The organism is Candidatus Hydrogenedens sp., from assembly GCA_035378955.1.
In the GTDB taxonomy this organism is placed as follows: Bacteria; Hydrogenedentota; Hydrogenedentia; order Hydrogenedentales; family Hydrogenedentaceae; genus Hydrogenedens.
The window spans coordinates 1-17,560 of sequence record DAOSUS010000026.1 but is presented as its reverse complement, the minus strand read 5'-3'; the positions used below and the strand labels follow the sequence as shown (position 1 = coordinate 17,560).

Annotated in this window: 16 protein-coding genes; 10 read left to right on the top strand and 6 right to left on the bottom strand. The window is 34.9% G+C overall.

Annotated features, from left to right (window positions below):
* Positions 1-19: 19 nt before the first annotated feature.
* The gene (locus tag PLA12_07165) at positions 20-1,204 is read left to right on the top strand and encodes an exo-alpha-sialidase (GenBank protein ID HOQ32274.1); all 1,185 of its coding nucleotides are present in this window, start codon (positions 20-22) and stop codon (positions 1,202-1,204) included.
* Here the strand turns inward: PLA12_07165 and PLA12_07160 are convergent.
* Entirely contained in the window at positions 1,201-3,483 is a 2,283-nt protein-coding gene (locus PLA12_07160; GenBank protein HOQ32273.1) for a hypothetical protein, read from the bottom strand. The genes PLA12_07165 and PLA12_07160 overlap by 4 nt on opposite strands.
* Positions 3,484-3,679: 196 nt before the next feature.
* On the opposite strand from PLA12_07160, the gene PLA12_07155 reads away from it, so the two are divergent.
* Positions 3,680-4,030 (top strand): helix-turn-helix domain-containing protein, encoded by a 351-nt coding sequence (locus PLA12_07155; GenBank protein ID HOQ32272.1) that lies wholly within the window; start codon positions 3,680-3,682, stop codon positions 4,028-4,030.
* 65 nt (positions 4,031-4,095) lie between these two features.
* Here the strand turns inward: PLA12_07155 and PLA12_07150 are convergent, their stop codons facing one another.
* Both PLA12_07150 and PLA12_07145 read right to left on the bottom strand, forming a co-directional pair.
* Positions 4,096-4,692, bottom strand: a complete 597-nt coding sequence (locus PLA12_07150; GenBank protein ID HOQ32271.1) for a peroxiredoxin — start codon at positions 4,690-4,692, stop codon at positions 4,096-4,098.
* Between the two features lie 88 nt (positions 4,693-4,780).
* Entirely contained in the window at positions 4,781-5,317 is a 537-nt protein-coding gene (locus tag PLA12_07145) for a ferritin (GenBank protein HOQ32270.1), read from the bottom strand.
* Between the two features lie 198 nt (positions 5,318-5,515).
* Here PLA12_07145 and lspA point away from each other — a divergent pair, with 198 nt between their 5' ends.
* The 7 genes from lspA (at position 5,516) to PLA12_07110 (ending at position 10,980) form a co-directional block, all read left to right on the top strand.
* A complete protein-coding gene (gene lspA / locus PLA12_07140) occupies positions 5,516-6,052 on the top strand; it encodes a signal peptidase II (protein HOQ32269.1) in 537 nt (178 codons plus the stop codon).
* A 135-nt stretch (positions 6,053-6,187) separates the two neighbouring features.
* Positions 6,188-6,451, top strand: coding sequence for a hypothetical protein (locus PLA12_07135; GenBank protein HOQ32268.1), 264 nt, complete (start codon positions 6,188-6,190; stop codon positions 6,449-6,451).
* 24 nt (positions 6,452-6,475) lie between these two features.
* The gene (locus PLA12_07130; protein ID HOQ32267.1) at positions 6,476-7,870 is read left to right on the top strand and encodes a diguanylate cyclase; all 1,395 of its coding nucleotides are present in this window, start codon (positions 6,476-6,478) and stop codon (positions 7,868-7,870) included.
* Positions 7,871-7,881: 11 nt separating this feature from the next.
* Positions 7,882-8,709, top strand: coding sequence for a sugar phosphate isomerase/epimerase family protein (locus PLA12_07125; GenBank protein HOQ32266.1), 828 nt, complete (start codon positions 7,882-7,884; stop codon positions 8,707-8,709).
* 24 nt (positions 8,710-8,733) lie between these two features.
* The gene (gene pdxH, locus PLA12_07120; GenBank protein ID HOQ32265.1) at positions 8,734-9,333 is read left to right on the top strand and encodes a pyridoxamine 5'-phosphate oxidase; all 600 of its coding nucleotides are present in this window, start codon (positions 8,734-8,736) and stop codon (positions 9,331-9,333) included.
* Positions 9,334-9,424: 91 nt separating this feature from the next.
* Entirely contained in the window at positions 9,425-10,069 is a 645-nt protein-coding gene (locus PLA12_07115; GenBank protein ID HOQ32264.1) for a TetR/AcrR family transcriptional regulator, read from the top strand.
* A 38-nt stretch (positions 10,070-10,107) separates the two neighbouring features.
* A complete protein-coding gene (locus PLA12_07110; GenBank protein ID HOQ32263.1) occupies positions 10,108-10,980 on the top strand; it encodes an alpha/beta fold hydrolase in 873 nt (290 codons plus the stop codon).
* A 39-nt stretch (positions 10,981-11,019) separates the two neighbouring features.
* Here PLA12_07110 and PLA12_07105 read toward each other — a convergent pair whose 3' ends face one another.
* On the bottom strand, positions 11,020-11,637 hold the full coding sequence (locus PLA12_07105) for a superoxide dismutase (protein ID HOQ32262.1): 618 nt from the start codon (positions 11,635-11,637) through the stop codon (positions 11,020-11,022).
* Between the two features lie 122 nt (positions 11,638-11,759).
* On the opposite strand from PLA12_07105, the gene PLA12_07100 reads away from it, so the two are divergent.
* On the top strand, positions 11,760-12,497 hold the full coding sequence (locus tag PLA12_07100; GenBank protein ID HOQ32261.1) for a tRNA threonylcarbamoyladenosine dehydratase: 738 nt from the start codon (positions 11,760-11,762) through the stop codon (positions 12,495-12,497).
* Positions 12,498-12,502: 5 nt separating this feature from the next.
* On the opposite strand, the gene PLA12_07095 is transcribed toward PLA12_07100, so the two are convergent.
* Together PLA12_07095 and PLA12_07090 are read right to left on the bottom strand one after the other, a co-directional pair.
* Complete coding sequence (locus tag PLA12_07095; protein HOQ32260.1) at positions 12,503-13,921, bottom strand: DUF3748 domain-containing protein; 1,419 nt, start codon at positions 13,919-13,921, stop codon at positions 12,503-12,505.
* 101 nt (positions 13,922-14,022) lie between these two features.
* Positions 14,023-17,560 (bottom strand): immunoglobulin domain-containing protein (locus PLA12_07090; protein HOQ32259.1); only part of this gene is annotated, 3,538 nt, incomplete at its 5' end.

Genomic DNA, 17,560 nt, shown 5'->3' with positions numbered 1-17,560 from the left:
CTACAAAAAGGATATATTTATGTTTTGTTTAATTCTTACTATATGTTCTGTAATATCTCAACCTGTATTTTTTAAGGAAAATATCTTTCCACCTAATGACAAACACAATCATGGGTCAAGTATTGTGGAAACTCCCGAAGGAAATCTATTAGCAGTATGGTTTCATGGTTCTGGTGAGCGAACAAGTGATGATGTAATGCTTCAAGGAGCACGCAAAAGAGCAGGTGATAATCAATGGTGTTCTCCATTTATTATGGCAGATACTCCGGACCTGCCGGATTGTAATCCGGTTCTTTTTGTTGACCCAAGAGGCGTTTTATGGCTATTCTGGATAACGGTTCAGGATAATCAATGGGGAGGTTCTTTGTTAAAATATCGTATATCTATGGACTATGAAAAAGATGGGCCTCCACAATGGAAATGGCAGGATGTTATTCATGCTCGACCTCTAAATCTGGAACAGAAATTTTTAGAAGTCATAGAAAGAGGACAACCCGCCATCGATGCACTATCGGCTATTGAGCCCAAACTAAAAGAAGAAGTTGAATCTGCAAAAAAATCTGCTCAAACAAAACTTTACCAACGATTAGGATGGATGACCCGTATTCACCCTATCATGGTTACTGATAATAGAATTATGTTAGGTTTATATTCTGATGTTTTCAATTGTTCTTTGGCTGGATTTACTGAAGATTGGGGAGAACATTGGTTCTTTAGTAATCCTATTTTAGATAAAGAAATAAAAAATATTTCCAATATACAACCGAGTTTTGTAAAGAAAAAGGATGGAACAATTGTTGCCTTTATGCGAGACAATGGAATTCCCAAACGAATTCAAACTGCATATTCCAGTGATTTAGGTATGACATGGTCTGATGTTTCAGTTCTTGATATACCCAATCCCGGGTCCAGTGTTGAGTGTATTTCTCTTAAAAGTGGAAAATGGATTTTGGTTTGCAATGACACTATTAATGGACGGCATAGATTAAGTGCTTATTTATCCGATGACGAAGGGCAAACATGGAAATGTAAAAAGGCTATAGAAGAAGCGGAACCGGATAAAGGTTCTTTTGCCTATCCTTCTGTAATACAAACCCGGGATGAACTAATTCACTGCACATATTCATGTAGGGAAGAAAACATACAAGGCTCCACTATCCGTCACGCATGGTTTAATGAGGAGTGGATTTTAAATAGCAATTAACTAACAGGAACCAATTTTTCTAATAGATTTTTAATATCGGTTGGGGTTGATACTACAATTTCTACTCTTTTCCCTGAGGCATGTTCCAAATCCTCTATCGCAACAAGGTCTATTGGATTTGTGAGGGCTACCGTAAGTGTTCGCTCTGTAACTCTCATTGGAATACAATTATGTTGCCGTATAATCCTTGGAGGAACTGCGTTTATGGCCTCAGGAGATATATCCTTTTCCGTAAGTATGGAAAAAGGAACATCACATTGACACGCCAAAGATTGTGCCACTGCATATTCAGAAACGAAACCTAATTCCACCAAAATATCCCCTAAATGCTTCATCGGTGTTTGCTTCTGAATTTTCAATGCCTCTTCTAACTGATGTTCATCAATAATTCCAGCCGCCAAAAGTATTTCACCCAAATTCGGCTTTCTTTTTTTCTTCAGAATACTTGTTGTAGCATTTATTACCTTCTCCTGTTCAGATATTCCTGTTCGAATGGATTCCTCTATTTTTTCTATGGACTCAAATGTTTTCTTAACAATTTCCCTTATTTGATTTATATCATCTAAAGATGCCAATGATTTTAACTGCAACAACTGCGCCATTTTCTGTTCCAATTTTTTATTTTCTGTAGTTGCTGTCGCCAATTGCCTTTCCAGTGCTTTCATGTTTTCTAATTTAGGTGCGTTCTTTAATTTCTCTTTTAATTCTTCTACTTCTTTTTCTAATGCTTGTCTTAAATTATTTTGTTCCTGCTTCTCCATAGAAAGTTTTCGTATTTCTGTTTTTAGTGATTCATTTTCCTGTTTAGCCTTCTCTAATGTACTTTCCATCTTTTCATAATTTTCTTTATCCGGTGCTTCACTTAATGATTTCTGTAAGTCAACAACCTCTGCTTCCAAGGATATTAATTTTTCTTCCAACGATGAAATACCTGCTTCTAATTCTTCTTTCTCTTTTAATAAATTTTCCTCTCGATTCTTTTCTTTTTCCAATTCTTCTCTTAGTTTGTTAATTTCATCCTTTTTATTAATTACCTCCTGTTGGAGATTGCTCCACTCTTCTAATGTAGGAAGTATATTAATCTTTTCTTCAAGGGCTTGCTTGATACTTAACAATTCCCTATTTTCATTTTCCAATTGGGAATAATCCGTGTGGAGTTTCCCATAACGGAGTTTCAAATTATCATATTCTCCTTTGATTTCTTTCAGGACAATTATTTCAGAGTCTTTTTCTTGCAATTGTTTTCTTAATGACTGTATTTCTTCACTCTTGGGGGCATTATTAAGTTTTTCTTTCAACTCTTCAATTTGCAATTCTTTTTCTTTAACAAGTTGATTCTTTGCACTCAATTCTTCTTGTATACCTTGATATTCTTTTTCTAATCTCTTAAATTCAGCCTGAATTTTTTCCAATTCTTGTTTCACCTGTTCATATTCATTTTTCCCGATAGAATTTGCTAATTGGTTCTCTAATTTAGAAATTGTATCCCTTTGTTTTTCTAATTCTTCATTTAGTGATTTTACTTGTTCTTCAGGATTAGACTGTTCTAATAAGGTCTTTAACTGTAAATTCTCCTTTACTTTTTCTTCTAACTCTAATTGGATTGAATCTATTTTTTTATCTTTCTGTTGCAAAACCTCTGCCAATTCTTTTTGCGTTCTCTCTAATTCTTCCTGCAGTGAATTATTGCTACTTATAATTTCTTCGTATTTCTGTTTCAACTCTTCGTTTTCTTTTTCAACTCTACTTAGGTTTTCTTCTAAAGAAATAATTCGTAACTTATTTTCTTCGTTCTCCTCCGTATCTACACTTACTCTTCTCTCGATTTCATCTACATCCCTCGAATCTATACCTCTTCGTTCTAATTCTTCTATTTGTTTCTTTAATTCCTCAACATCTTCCTTTAACTGTTCTATCTCTTCCTCCTTACTTTTATTTTCCACCAATAAAGATTCCAGTTCATCTTCTTTTGTTGTTAAGGCATAAATTTTTTCATCTAATAAAGTCCTCATATTTTCAAGTTGTACTGCAGATTCTTCTTTCTCTAATAAAATCCTCTCAAAAGCCTTTTCCCACAAACTTAATTGCTCTTTTAAGGATTTCCAATTGTCTTCTGCTACTTTTCTTGTTTTAGAAAAACTCACATATTGATGTTTTATTGCAGTATGGAGTTTTAATAAAAACTCTTGATAAGTTTTTGTCGTTTTTAAATCCGTCTCTGAGATTTCATCAAAAATCTTCTTGAGTTTATCTAAATTATCAGTATATTCACCTGACATGCCTAATATCTCCTGTCTAATTTACTTTATTTTTTTCAATAATAATTACAGATTATTATTTAGATTATACATCTATTTTGGTTCTATTTGTCAATAATATTCTTAAATTAATTATACGAATATTTGAATTTAAATATATAAATATGTATTTATATAATTATAAACGAGATTTAGAACTGTATAGAAGGAAAAATATATGCCTAAAGAAAAAGTATTAACGGTTGAGGATATATCTGAATTTTTGAAATTAAAACCCCTTACCATTAGACAGATGTTTAGAAATGGGAAATTGAGAGGATTTAAAATTGGTAAATCATGGAGAACTACAGAGACCCTGTTTGTTGAAGATTTAAATAAAATGGCAAGAGACTTTGGTGTATTTATACAGAAAGAACAAAAATCAAAATCTATGGGTAGAAAAAACCTGCAAAAAATTTCTCACGAAATAGAGGATATATATACACCTTCTAAATCATCGCGTAAAAAAAGAAAATATGAAGAAAGCATTGGCTCTTTATTTGACATAGACGAAGATAACGAAGATTAATTTTACAAAAAAATCCCCCGATATATTAGACAGCATATCGGGGGATATATTTTGTTTTAATTTATTTATTTTGCATATTTGGATAAATATTCAGCAACACCTTGAGCATCGGGTTTCATGGCTTTCTCACCTTTTTTCCAATTAGCAGGACAAACTTCCCCATGCTCTTCGTGATATTGAATAGCATCAAGGACACGCAGTGCTTCATCAACACTTCTTCCAATCGGCAAATCATTTACTAACATGTGACGGACAATCAAATTTTTATCCATTATAAAAAGTCCCCGTAATGCCACAGCATCGTTAATTAATACACCATAGTCTTTTGATATTTTCTTGGTTAAGTCTGATACCAACGGATAACGGATATTGCCTATACCTCCTTTTTCTATCGGTGTATTTCTCCAAGCCCAATGTGTAAAATGAGAATCCACAGAGACGCCAATCACTTCGCAATCTCTTGATTTAAACTCTTCTAATCTTTTATCAAATGCTAAAATTTCTGAAGGGCATACAAAAGTAAAATCCAGTGGATAAAAATACAGCAAGACATATTTCCCTTCATAGTCGGAAAGTTGAAATTTTTCATTAAAACTTCCATCTGGCATAACAGCAGTTGCCATAAAATTAGGGGCTTTTTGTTGAACTTTTACTAAACACATATACCATTCTCCTTCTATAGTTTTTTGGTTTTATTGCTTCCAACAGAATAAACAAAAATAGGTATTATTTTATTTCTTTTTCTGAAGATTATTGTCCTGTTGCAGTTCCGGTAATATCTGCAATAATCATTGGATTAATAGTTCTCTGTTCCAATTCTTTATCTATCCAATATATCCCACCGGGAGCATCTTTTACCATTTGAAGTTTTTGTAAAATTCCATCTGCATTGGCTTCTTCTTCCATTTGCTCATTTATAAACCAATCCAAAAACATACGTGTAGAACGGTCCCCTTCTTTCTCTGCAATTTCAGCCAATTTGTTTATACATTCTGTAATATGACACTCATGTTTATATACACCCTCAAAAGCATCTAATGGGCTTTTCCAACTTTTGGGCGGTTTCTTTATCTCATACAATTCCACTTCACCACCTCTCTCAAAAATATAATTCTCAAATTTTCGGACATGGAATAGTTCTTCTTGAACTTGAATTCTCAGCCAATTAGCAAACCCTTTCAAATTTAATTTTTCAAAATATGCCCTCATGGATGCATAAAGATAGGCAGAATAAAGTTCTTCATTGATTTGATTGTTCAATGCTTTTAATACTTTGTCTTTAATCATATAAATCCCCTTTCTTAGTTATAAGGTTTTATTGTTTGTTAGATATATCAATTATATTATACATATTTATTAAACAATTCATATAGTTCTTTTATTTCTAAAATTCACACAAAGTAGAGTTTCTATATAAAAAAATTTTAAAATATAACCTCTGTTATTTACTTTATAGTTCAAAAAATATTGAAAAGGGTTTCTATTTTGCAAATACAATTCTCTCGTATTCATGTTATTGTACTGCTTTTATTGATTATCGTATTAGCACTTGACCAAGTAACCAAAATCACCGCTATTAAATACTTAAAAGGAAAACCCAGTATCCATTTTCCAGAATCATGGACACCGCATGATTTGTTTCGTCTTACCTATACGGAAAATACCGGTGCCTTTTTAAGTTTAGGTAGTCAATTACCAGATTCTCTTCGTTTCTGGCTTTTCACTATATTAAATTCTATTGTACTCCTTATTTTACTGATATTGATGTTTTATAAAACAAATTTACCTATCATAACCATGTTTAGCTTTTCACTAATCATTTCTGGTGGATTAGGAAATATCATTGACCGAATTTTTCGTGATGGAAAAGTTGTAGATTTTATGAATATAGGTATTGGTTTTGGTTCTTTTAGTCTAAGGACGGGAATATTTAATATTGCTGACCTTGCTATCGTAATTGGACTTATCTTACTTCTTATTGGGGAATTTTTCGTCATTGGGAATAACAATCCCGCTGGATAAGATGTTTAACTAAATTTTGAGGACTTTCGTTCGTATAATAGAAGTAATGAAAATACTTTAAATAGTATCTTATTTTTATGTTATACTTAATTTAGGATATAAAAATGAAAACAATTTAATATGGAGGTGCACTCTATGTTAACAAATAAGAAATGGAAAATTGCATTTATTTCTATTATTCTTTTACTTTTTATTCTGCTCATTGTAACTCCTACCTATGCCCAAGGAAAAGGGAAGGGTGATGCACTCGGAGCAGATAAAGAACTTGCTTCAAAAAAAGGAGTTAGTGGTTCTTTGGCAACAAAACAATTTGATAAAAACAAACTTCCTGGAAAATGGAAAATAGGATTTACTTTTGGCTCATTAGCCGCTGCTGTGGCTGTAGTAAAATGGTTATAATCATTTACGAATAAGTTTATTTTAATGAAGCAAAAAAAGAGAATTGTAAATAAATCCGAAGCAACTGTCTCAAATGAAAATGAAAGTAGACTATCCCATAGCGACAAAATACTTGTAATTGACGATGATACAACTATCCTTCAACTTTTACAAACCTTCCTAAAAGACTTAAATTGCAATTTTTTTTGCACAACATCTCCTAAAGAAGCTCTTTCTAAAATATCAGAGGAATCTTTTTCTTTGGCACTCGTAGATTATTTAATGCCTGAGATAGATGGCTTACATTTTCTCAAAAAAGCAAAAGAAAAAAATACCGACCTTGAAGTAATAATAATGACTGGATTACAGGATATAAAAAACGCTATTGATGCATTAAGATTAGGGGCTTATGATTACATTCTCAAACCTTTTCAATTAGACGAAATTAAAATCGCTATTAAAAGGGCTTTGGAACACCGTTCTCTAATCATGGCTCAAAAAAACCATGAAATAGAACTACAACAACGCATTCATGAAGCAACGGAACAACTTAAAATTGCCAATAAAGAATTAAAAGAGACAAAAGAGTATCTTGAACAATTACTCAACACTTCTGTAGATGGCATTCTTATTTTAAGTCCTACACTTCAAATTAACTATGCGAATCAAGGAGCATTACATATATTAGATTGCAAGGAAGATGAAATTAAAGAAAAACACTTGTCACTTCTTTTAGCAGGTTCTAAAGAAGAAACAAAATATGTATTGCAAATGATTCGCGAAAAACAATGCATTCAGAATTATGAAACAGAATTTATTCGAAAAGATAAAACACAAGTTCCAGTAAATATTTCTTTCTCTTGCGTAAAAAAAGAAAATCAACAAATTCATTCCATTCTGGCAATTTTCAAAGATATAACCACACAAAAAGAATTAGAAAGTAAACTTAAAGAGATGTCTATAAAAGATGGTCTCACAGATTTATACAATCAACGGTATTTTTACGATAGATTGGAATCTGAAATAGAACGAGCCAAAAGGCAACGCCATCCTTTATCTCTATTACTTTTCGATATAGACCAATTCAAAACCTATAATGATTGTCATGGACATCTCATGGGAGACAAAGTATTAAAAACAGTCGGACAAATCGTTAAAGACTGTACTCGTGAGCATGTTGATATTGGATTTCGATATGGAGGTGATGAATTTACCGTAATTCTTCCGGAAACCGATACGGAACAGGCATTATTGGTAGCAGAACGTATCCGTTCATCTTTTGAAGCCAAAAGATTTAACAATTTAACACTTTCCATTGGTGTTATTGCTTATAAAGAAAAATTCTCCCTTCGTTCTTTCATACGGTTTGCAGACAATTGTATGTATAATGCAAAGCGTTCTGGCGGAAATCGTGTAAAAATATTTAAAAATACAAAATAAAAGGAAATCGTATGAGCAAAAAAATTAAAATCGGTATTTGCAATGAGATATTTAAAGAATGGAATAACATAGAAAAAACTATCAAATATGTTAAAGATTTGGGTTACGATGGATTGGAAATTGCCCCCTTTACTCTATCGAAATATATAACAGATATATCTACTGAAATGCGTAAAGAGATACGAAATATTGCAGAAAAAGTAGGCTTGGAAATATTAGGTATACATTGGGTTTTTGTAGGACCGGAAAATGTTTATCTTACTCATCCCGACCCAGAAATAAGAAATTATACGGCTCATTACCTAAAAGAATTGGCTCATTTTTGTGCTGATATAGGTGGTAAAATTATTGTTTTCGGTTCACCCAAACAACGCAATGTTATGCGCGATATTTCCTATAATCAAGCATTTAATTATGCATGTGAAGTTTTTTCTCAAGCCATGTCTGTATGTGAGAAAAGAGATGTAACAATCTGTATGGAACAATTAACACATTGGGAAACTAACTTTTGTCATACTGTTGAAGAAACCATCGAACTTATAGAGGCTATCAATCATCCTAAATTTCAATTATTACTGGATACAAAAGCGATGGCTTTTCTTCAAGAACCTCGCGAAGTTGTTATACGCAAATGCGCAAAATATTTAAAACATTATCATGCTAATGACGAAAATTTATTAGGTCCCGGTATGGGGAAGGTTGATTTTACTCCTATTGTCCAAGCACTTAAAGACATTAATTACACAGGATATATGTCTGTTGAGGTATTTAAATTTGATTTAGGACCTGAAAAAATAGCAACAGAAAGTATACAATATCTCAAAAAATTCCTTGAATAATAAGCTGATACATTAGATAAAAATATGGTTCCTATAGAGGATAACCCTTTTAAAATATTTGAACAATGGTATGAAGAAGCAAAACAAAAATTTGATATTGAATATGCTGTCTCTGCCGGATTAGCTACTTCAACACCTTGCGGCATACCTGATATTCGGATGGTTTTGGTTAAACAATGGGACAATCATGGTTTCATTTTCTACACAAACTATACCAGTAAAAAAAGTCAGCAGATTCAATCAAATCCTAAAGCAGCACTCTGTTTTTACTGGCATGAACTTGGTAAACAAATCCGTATCCGAGGAAATGTAGAAAAAGTGGAAGAAGAAAAATCAGACCGATACTTTGAATCCCGAGACCGCATATCTCAAATAGGTGCCTGGGCATCCAAACAATCCCAAACATTGCCCAATAGATATGAATTAGAAAAAAGAGTGATTAAATATTTCACTCAATTTCGATTTTCAAAAGTTAGCCGCCCACCTTTCTGGGGAGGATATCGGATTATCCCATTGGAAATTGAATTTTGGATAAAAAAACCTTACAGATTACATGAAAGAGTGCTTTATTTTAGAAATAATATAGATTTAAATGACTGGGAACGGGTTAATTTATACCCTTAATATTAGGGGAAAGAATAAAAAATTACCAAAACTTGAAACAAAATGATATAATAATATTTAGTATAACGACCGTTAGTTAAAGGGATTAAAAATGGCTATTGAACAAATTAATGAACAAAATTTCTCTACTGAAGAACGGTTACTAAAAAGCGCCCTAAAACTATTCTCTGAAAAAGGCTATGAAGGAACAAGTATAAGAGAAATTATTGAGGACGCGGGCGTTACGCGTCCTGTCTTATACTATTATTTTCAGAATAAAGAAGATTTGTTCCGAAAATTAGTGGAATCCATTGTACAACAACTTTTAGATAAAATGATGTATATAAAACAAAACTATTCGGATACAATTGGAAAATTGAAGGCTATCATTCGTGTTACATTTGAAATGGCAGAAAAAGACCTTCAGTCGGTTCGATTGATTTTACATGTATATTTTGCCCCTATCCGTTCTGCTCCTCCTATTCGTGGGAGTGATATAGGAAGACAGCGTTTCAAAATCATTGAATCTATCATGAAAGAGGGTCTGGAAAAAGCAGACTTATCCGGAGGAGATGCAAGGGCTCTAACACTTGCTTTCCTGGGCATTATGGACATGCATGTCATGGCAAAATCAGACAGACCCGAATTACATCTCACTGCAGAATTGGCAGAAGGTCTCGTTGATTTATTCTTCTATGGTGCTTGTTATAAGCCAAATCCACCATTCTCTTTAGTAAGCCCTTATGTTTATGTATAAACACTAAAAAATGTTCCACAATTAATCAGGAATATGCAATGCCGAAGTTTGACCTTGCTTTTTTTAGTTCAAAAAAAGTTAAAAACTATGACCTACAATTGCCCCGAAATCCTACAACAAAAATATTAAAAGGTGCAGAACCCTTAGAATTAGGTAATCCGTATTCCAATACTGCATTATTAATGGTTCACGGGTTTGCCGGTTGCCCTAACAACTTTGAAAACTTACCTCAAAAACTTGCCGAATTAGATATTTTTGTTAAAGCCATTCTTTTACCTGGACATGGTACTTCTCCATTGGATTTTGAAAAAGTATCCGTAGATATCCTTTTGGAAGCGGTAGTAGATAATATTATAGATTTGAAAAAACTATATAAATCTGTAATCGTTTTAGGCCATTCTATGGGAGGTGCTTTGTCCACACTTTCTTATGCAAAAACAAATTTCGATGGACTAATTCTTGCCAGCCCTTACTATGGGATAACACCGAATCCCAAACTCATTTTGCCACCTGAAAAATGGATACAATACCTATCCCCTTTCGTTCGATGGGTATTCACTCCACCAGAACAGCAACCTATATTGCGTCAGGAAGTCGCTACAAAAATTATATCCTACCATTGGATTCCTTCAAAGGCAGGACTTGTGGCTATGGAAATTGCAGAAAGGGCAAAAAGAGATGCCATTTTAGCTCAAATAACCTGTCCTACACTTGTAATTCACTCTAAAAAGGATAGCGTTGCATGTCCTAATGCTGTTGCTCAAGTTTTTGAAAAAATCCAATCTCAACAAAAAGAAATGGTTTGGTTAGATAATTCCGATCATGTAATCTTCTGGGACTATGACCGAGACCTGGTAACTACAAAAATAAGTGAATTCATAATGAACATAAAAAAAGAGAAAAGCATATAGAAATATGCTCTTCTCTAACCTCTAATTTATTTTCTGTTCTTATTTTACTGCTTGTTTCCAGAGTTCATATACCTTATCCCAATAAACAATATTCCAAAAAGCAGATATATATTCAGGGCGACGATTTTGATATTTCAAATAATAAGCATGCTCCCACACATCCAATCCTAAAATAGGAATATGTCCCTGTAAGATTGGGGAATCTTGGTTTGCTGTGCTGTAAATTTTAAGTCCTCCATCAGCAAGATTAACAACAAGCCAAGCCCAACCACTACCAAATCGAGTTTTAGCGGAATTTTCAAATGTTTCCTTAAATGATAGGTAACTTCCAAATTGTTTTTCAATCGCCTTTAACAGGTCGTCTTTAGGTTGTCCTCCTCCTTTTGGAGACATAATCTCCCAGAACAAACTGTGATTAGAATGTCCACCCCCATGATTAATCACAACCTGTCTTTTTTCCTCAGGGACTTCGTTTACACGCTTTAATAAATCTTCAACAGATAGACCGGCAAATTGTGGTAATGTCTCCAATGCTTTATTAACAGTATCTACATAGGTCCCATGGTGCTTCTGATGGTGTATCTCCATCGTTCTTGTGTCAATATACGGTTCTAAAGCATCATACGCATAAGGTAATGAAGGTAATTGATAGGGCATATCATTTTCTCCTCTATTTGGGTTTCATGTTAAACTTACTAACAGTTTTTAGTTTCGTTGTAAAAAACGAAATTTATATTTTTTTTATTCCTCTATTGAAAAATTAAAAGGATTTTTTAATAATGGAAATAAACTTTTCTCAACGAACAGTCACCTTATTAGGAAAAGAAAAATTTAAAAAATTACAATCTGCCCATGTTGCGGTATTTGGTTTGGGAGGCGTTGGCTCGTATGCATTAGAAGCCCTCGCAAGAGCAGGTATTGGGACTATTACTATTGTGGATTATGACCGAATTGAAGAATCTAATATAAACCGACAAATATTAGCCACATATCCTGATATAGGGAAATACAAAGTGGATGTAGCAGAGGAACGTATGTTAAAAATAAATCCGAATATAACCATTTACAAATTCCCTACATTTATAACTTCTGAGAATATTTCTGAAATCTTACAGAAAAGATTTTGTTTTGCTATTGACGCTATTGATACCCTTAGTTCAAAAATAGATTTATTAGTTGCATTACATGAGGAACAAATATTTACGGTTTCATGTATGGGTGCAGGTATGAAAATAGACCCCTTGTCTATTACAGTAGATGATATTTCAAAAACACATACTTGCCCATTAGCTAAAAATGTTCGAGTAGAATTAAGGAAACGCGGTATAACCCGTAATATCACCTGTGTTTTTTCGACAGAAGTTCCAAAACAAAAACCGATAGATACTAACTATAATAATTTTATAACAATAAATAACAATGTACGAAAAAAAATAATTGGAAGTGTTTCTTATCTCCCCGGAATATTTGGTTTAATATCCGCAGGCGTTATAATACAAAAAATCACATCCCAGTAAATTTTTTACTCTATTTTAAATAGACCCTCTATATCATTATCTTTACATTCCAATAGAAATATTTGGGAGAAATCTTTTCCTTCAGATGAGAGCAATCTAATACCTATCTCATCATAAGTGGGGACACAACGATTAAAGGCTAAATAATCCCCTTTTCTTGATACTACCAACGCATAAGGCTTGTTTATTTTGTATTTAGGTGTGATAAAAACAGACTTCCCAAAGTTTTCTCCTTCCTTAACACAGACAGCAATAACAGCCCCTTCGCTGATTGTAAATATTACATTTCCAGAAGGGTGCCATCTTATATTATCTTCAACACCATACGGTAAAAAGGTAACTTGAACAGGTATCGAATCTTGAAATGTCTCCTTATCCTCATGCTTGTTCTTTACTACCATAAAAATCTGCGTTTTCCCTTCCCTATCTTTATCAAGATAAGCAACTTTTCTCCCATCATAAGAAGCACGAACAATTCCTGAACAATTTACTTTTGTAATTTTATGTATATTAAGGCCTTTGGGAGGTTCTGGATATGTTTGACAATCTCCAGAACTTGAAGTTTTAATATCCACATTATCGGGTATTTCAACCATGCATAAATAATCTACAAAAGAACCTCCTTCTTTGACTGTGCCAATAAATGCCCTCCATTTTCCTTCATTATCAACCCATGAATCACCTAATGCTTTTACAAAATCTCCTTCCTGAGCCTTATCCATTGGAACTATTCTTACAAGTACTGCAAAATAGTAATTTGCATCTGGTAAAAATTTGCTTGTCTCCTCAAAATATGCTATTGTCCTACCGTATTGAGGTAGTAATTTATCATCATAGGTACAACCTATCCTTTTGCCATTTGCCGAATACTCGTGACGATGGGAGCCTCCCCTATGTGCTCCAGCAGGAATTTCTACATTACAGGAAACCGTTCTAAAATCTACCCAACTTTTGTTTTTAATACTCAAATTTTCTTTAAGAGATATAATACAACCTCGCCGATTCATTTTTGAATAAATATCTTCACTTTGAATGGGATTATAGAGATTCTTAATTTCAGGTCCATGAATGAAAACTAATGTATATTCTTTTGGATGAAACGAAACGGCACCAATTCCCGGAGCGGGCTTTACTCCCAACCGTATTTTATCAGGCTGATATATTTTTATTTCTTTCCCTGTATTAATTTCCACTACTTCAATACTCGTGCAATTTTCTATTCCATAACCTAATGTGCCTCTCGTATCATAACAAATAAATTTGTCATCGTATGAAAAATTGTCGTTATTATCTAATTCGTGATTCTTGGCTGAAAAAGTTAATTGATAAACAGGCAAAATTTTGCTATCTTCTTGTACAAATGATTGCGTTTGATTAAAAATAAACATCGAAGAACAAAAAAGAAAACTGACTATAGTAAGCATATCTTATCCTTTTAATAATATTTTTTGTTAGTTATAAAATAAAGGACTGCTGGATAAATAATATCCAGCAGTCCTGGCTATATTACAAGTTTTCAAAAAATCTAACTATGTTGTTTTCTTGCTCTTTTTTCAAACCGTTTCGCAATATATACACCCATTATGGCAATTATCATCACAAGGGTAATATAACCTAACACATTACCTGCAGGAATTTCTGGTGAAACATTCAACCGTATCCGATTCGATACTTTGGTTTCGGGTTCATACTGTTGTGTTTCTTCATTCCATGTTTCACCACTATCACTTACAACAACATAATAGTCACCCGAATCTTCTACCTGTAAGTCGTCCAGAGATAATATTGAAGAATCCCCTCCAACTGTATATACAGTCTTTGTTTGGAGGTCATCATGTTGCCATAAGTAATGTAATGGCGGGACACCTCCACTTACGATTACTTCAAATGTGTATGATTCACCCACTTTCTTTTCGATTTCTGGGTCACCTGATATAACCGGCGTTGATAGATGTTCATAAATAGTTAACTGCAACCCTGATGTCCAGATAGTTCCACGAGCATCCGTAATACTGCAGTAGTAAACTCCGGAATCAGCAAGAGTAACATCATACAAGGTCAGATATGCAGTATACGGGTCTGCATTACTTAAAATAGGATTGCCAATTGCATTGGACGGACCTGTACCATTCTTATACCACTGGTAGGTCCTTGTTCCTTTTCCACCTTGTGTCGTTACACTTAATCTTACTTCTCCTGTATTTATATATGCCTTACCCGGATTCTCTGTTCCTACAATCTCTAACGGGTCACCCACAATTAAATAGGCTTGTTGTGATATTACATATCCAGCGGAATTTGTAATCACGACATCATAATACCCTTCGTCTTCTACACGAGCACCAAGTATTTGTAATGTACTTGTTGTAGTTCCAGGTAACGCACTGAGTGTTGCACCAAATATATGAACTCCATCACTGGTCAAGTTAGACCCACCCAAACGCCATTGATATGTTACATTTGTTCCGCTATATGCTGTAACGGATAAAGTAATAGCGCCTCCTTCATCCACTTGTGCATTAGCGGGTTGAGTAATAATCGTAGGCGGATCATTTACCTTTAAGTAAACAACAGCAGATTCTACATGTCCCATCGAATTATCTACACGGACATAGTAATAACCTTCGTTTGCTTCTTGGGCTCCTTGTCCTAATGGAGGACCGTAAATATTGTAGATAGCATAGGCAGGACCAGAACCTTGATATATAATGTTTTCTGTGCAAGGTTGTGCATCATCACATACTTCCGGCGGAGGAGGCATTGTCTCACCGTCTAAATCAGCCGGGAAGAAATACCATCTATAAGTCAGAACACCGGAACTACCTGCTGAAACAACAAAGTTTACAGCCTGTCCCGGATTTACAGATTTAGATGTAGGCTGAACCATTATAGCCGGGTCACGAATCTCTAAGTAAGCAGCGTCCGTAGGAACACCCAACAGATTTCCACCATTAAATACTCTACAACGATAATATGCATTCTCAATAACATCAAGAATATTGGCTGTAATTGTAAATCCTGGAGGATTTCCACTGGGTGAAGTTCCTATTGGATATGAACCGGTTTGTCCGGGAATATTTGACCATGGACCACTTGCAGAGGGTGCCTTTTGCCATTGCCACCAAATAGGTAAAGCACCCGTTACACGCGTCTGGAATGTAACATTAGCATGAGGTGGCGCCGATATACTTATAGGTTGTTCTAAAATTCGAACGCCATCATACACATTCAGTTTTGCAGGATTTGAAATCGCTGTTCCAGAATCATTCATTACTTTAACTCGATACCACCCTTGATTTGCCTCACTTATTGATGCTATGTTATATGTTTTCTCTCTTGCATCAGCCCCTGGCAAATCATAGAAATTTTCACTTGGAGGAACTGTCTCGGGCGGTAATTCAGGTGGTTCTAACTGTGGAGCAAACTGCCACTGATAACCTCTGCTTACAATAGTATAATCTATTGTTGGGTCAATTCCCGGTGCTGGAGGTGGGTCGGTTGGTTTTAATGTTTCCACATTAAACGAAACTAACATATTCGGATATTCATTTACATCCTGTGGATGTTGCGTAATAATAGGTGCTTCTAATACATTTAAGAAAGCATCTCTTGAGAATACATCACCCGCATTATTTCTAAGCCGTACTCTATACCATCCTTGTAATGCTTCAGATACAGTCAAAATTTCATACGAATCGTTTGTGGCTCCTATTATCTCTCTAAATGTTCCATCTGTATTCCTGAACCATTGATATTCAATAGATGACGAACTTTGAGCAACAACTCTAAATTGAGCATATCCACCGGGCCAAACGGCAATATCCGTAGGCTGTTGTGTTATCTGTGCTAATTGTAACAATACTACTTGTGCATCATACGGAACTGTGGTTGTCCATATCTGACCAGGAGCAAGTTCTCCTGTTCCATTGTTAATCTTCACAGGAGAAGCAGGGGGATTTCCTGTAGAATTGTCAACTTTCAAATACAAACCTGAAAATGTTTGAGTTGAGGACTCATTGATTACAAAAATTTGGTCAAATTCTTTAAATGGACTGTAATTATTTCCATATCCATAATTAAGTCTTTTCAATACCACTCTTGGGGTCATAGGTGGAGCCCCAGCAGGAATGACTTGATTAGGTGTTATAGCATTAACGAAACTTTCATTCCAGTATGGAGATTGCAAAAGCCCTTCAACGGAAGGTCCCTGAAGTAATTGTGGGATATATGGATGCTTATAATAGTGATTTGGAAATCTAAGTTCATCTGTAAAATTGGAAATTCCCTGAATAGCAGGATTTGTTGTTGAACCACGAACTAAAGTAGGTGTTGAAAGACCGGTATTAGGTTGATATGCATTAATTAATGTATCATTCATATTAGAAATTAATGTTAATTTACCATTATTTTCTGCGGATGCATCTCTGGCACCTCCTGCTGTTACAATAAGGTTATTGGCAATAACAACAGAGCCATGTAGTTTTACCATACCAGGTGTCGCATATCCACCATTACCACCGGAACCACCGTTACCACCCACAGCACCATTTCCACCCGAACCTCCCAAATTGCCATCACCACCTCGACCACCATTACCACCTCTTAAAGTAAATAGTATCAAATCTAATACTTCGCCTGGTTCTCCTGATTGTCCAAAACCTCTACCTGTTGAAGGATACCCTGTTTGAGGGCCACCTGGTTGACCTAATATAGGTGCTGGAGAACCCGAAGAACCTGTCGTAGGAGATGTGCAAGATACATCAACAGTCATAAGAGATGGAACTCTTAATAAACCACGAGCAGATAGTATTATGGCTCCACCACCATTAGCGCCATTGCCGCCGTTACCTCCACTTCCACCTATACCACCATTACCTCCTCGACCACCATCACCACCTTTACCGCTGGCACCACCATCACCACCATTAGACCTATCTACTAAATATTCTCCTGCACCACCACCGCCTCCGCTACCTCCACTGGCACCACCGCCGCCGCCACCACCTTGACCGCCACCTTGACCGCCACCGCCACCGCCACCTCCACCGCCACCAGCACCACCA

Coding starts and splice junctions, on each gene's coding strand:
- PLA12_07165 (HOQ32274.1), top strand. CDS start 20: ATGTTTTGTTTAATTCTTACTATATGTTCTGTAATATCTCAACCTGTA.
- PLA12_07160 (HOQ32273.1), bottom strand. CDS start 3,483: ATGTCAGGTGAATATACTGATAATTTAGATAAACTCAAGAAGATTTTT.
- PLA12_07155 (HOQ32272.1), top strand. CDS start 3,680: ATGCCTAAAGAAAAAGTATTAACGGTTGAGGATATATCTGAATTTTTG.
- PLA12_07150 (HOQ32271.1), bottom strand. CDS start 4,692: ATGTGTTTAGTAAAAGTTCAACAAAAAGCCCCTAATTTTATGGCAACT.
- PLA12_07145 (HOQ32270.1), bottom strand. CDS start 5,317: ATGATTAAAGACAAAGTATTAAAAGCATTGAACAATCAAATCAATGAA.
- PLA12_07135 (HOQ32268.1), top strand. CDS start 6,188: ATGTTAACAAATAAGAAATGGAAAATTGCATTTATTTCTATTATTCTT.
- PLA12_07130 (HOQ32267.1), top strand. CDS start 6,476: ATGAAGCAAAAAAAGAGAATTGTAAATAAATCCGAAGCAACTGTCTCA.
- PLA12_07125 (HOQ32266.1), top strand. CDS start 7,882: ATGAGCAAAAAAATTAAAATCGGTATTTGCAATGAGATATTTAAAGAA.
- pdxH (HOQ32265.1), top strand. CDS start 8,734: ATGGTTCCTATAGAGGATAACCCTTTTAAAATATTTGAACAATGGTAT.
- PLA12_07115 (HOQ32264.1), top strand. CDS start 9,425: ATGGCTATTGAACAAATTAATGAACAAAATTTCTCTACTGAAGAACGG.
- PLA12_07110 (HOQ32263.1), top strand. CDS start 10,108: ATGCCGAAGTTTGACCTTGCTTTTTTTAGTTCAAAAAAAGTTAAAAAC.
- PLA12_07105 (HOQ32262.1), bottom strand. CDS start 11,637: ATGCCCTATCAATTACCTTCATTACCTTATGCGTATGATGCTTTAGAA.
- PLA12_07100 (HOQ32261.1), top strand. CDS start 11,760: ATGGAAATAAACTTTTCTCAACGAACAGTCACCTTATTAGGAAAAGAA.
- PLA12_07095 (HOQ32260.1), bottom strand. CDS start 13,921: ATGCTTACTATAGTCAGTTTTCTTTTTTGTTCTTCGATGTTTATTTTT.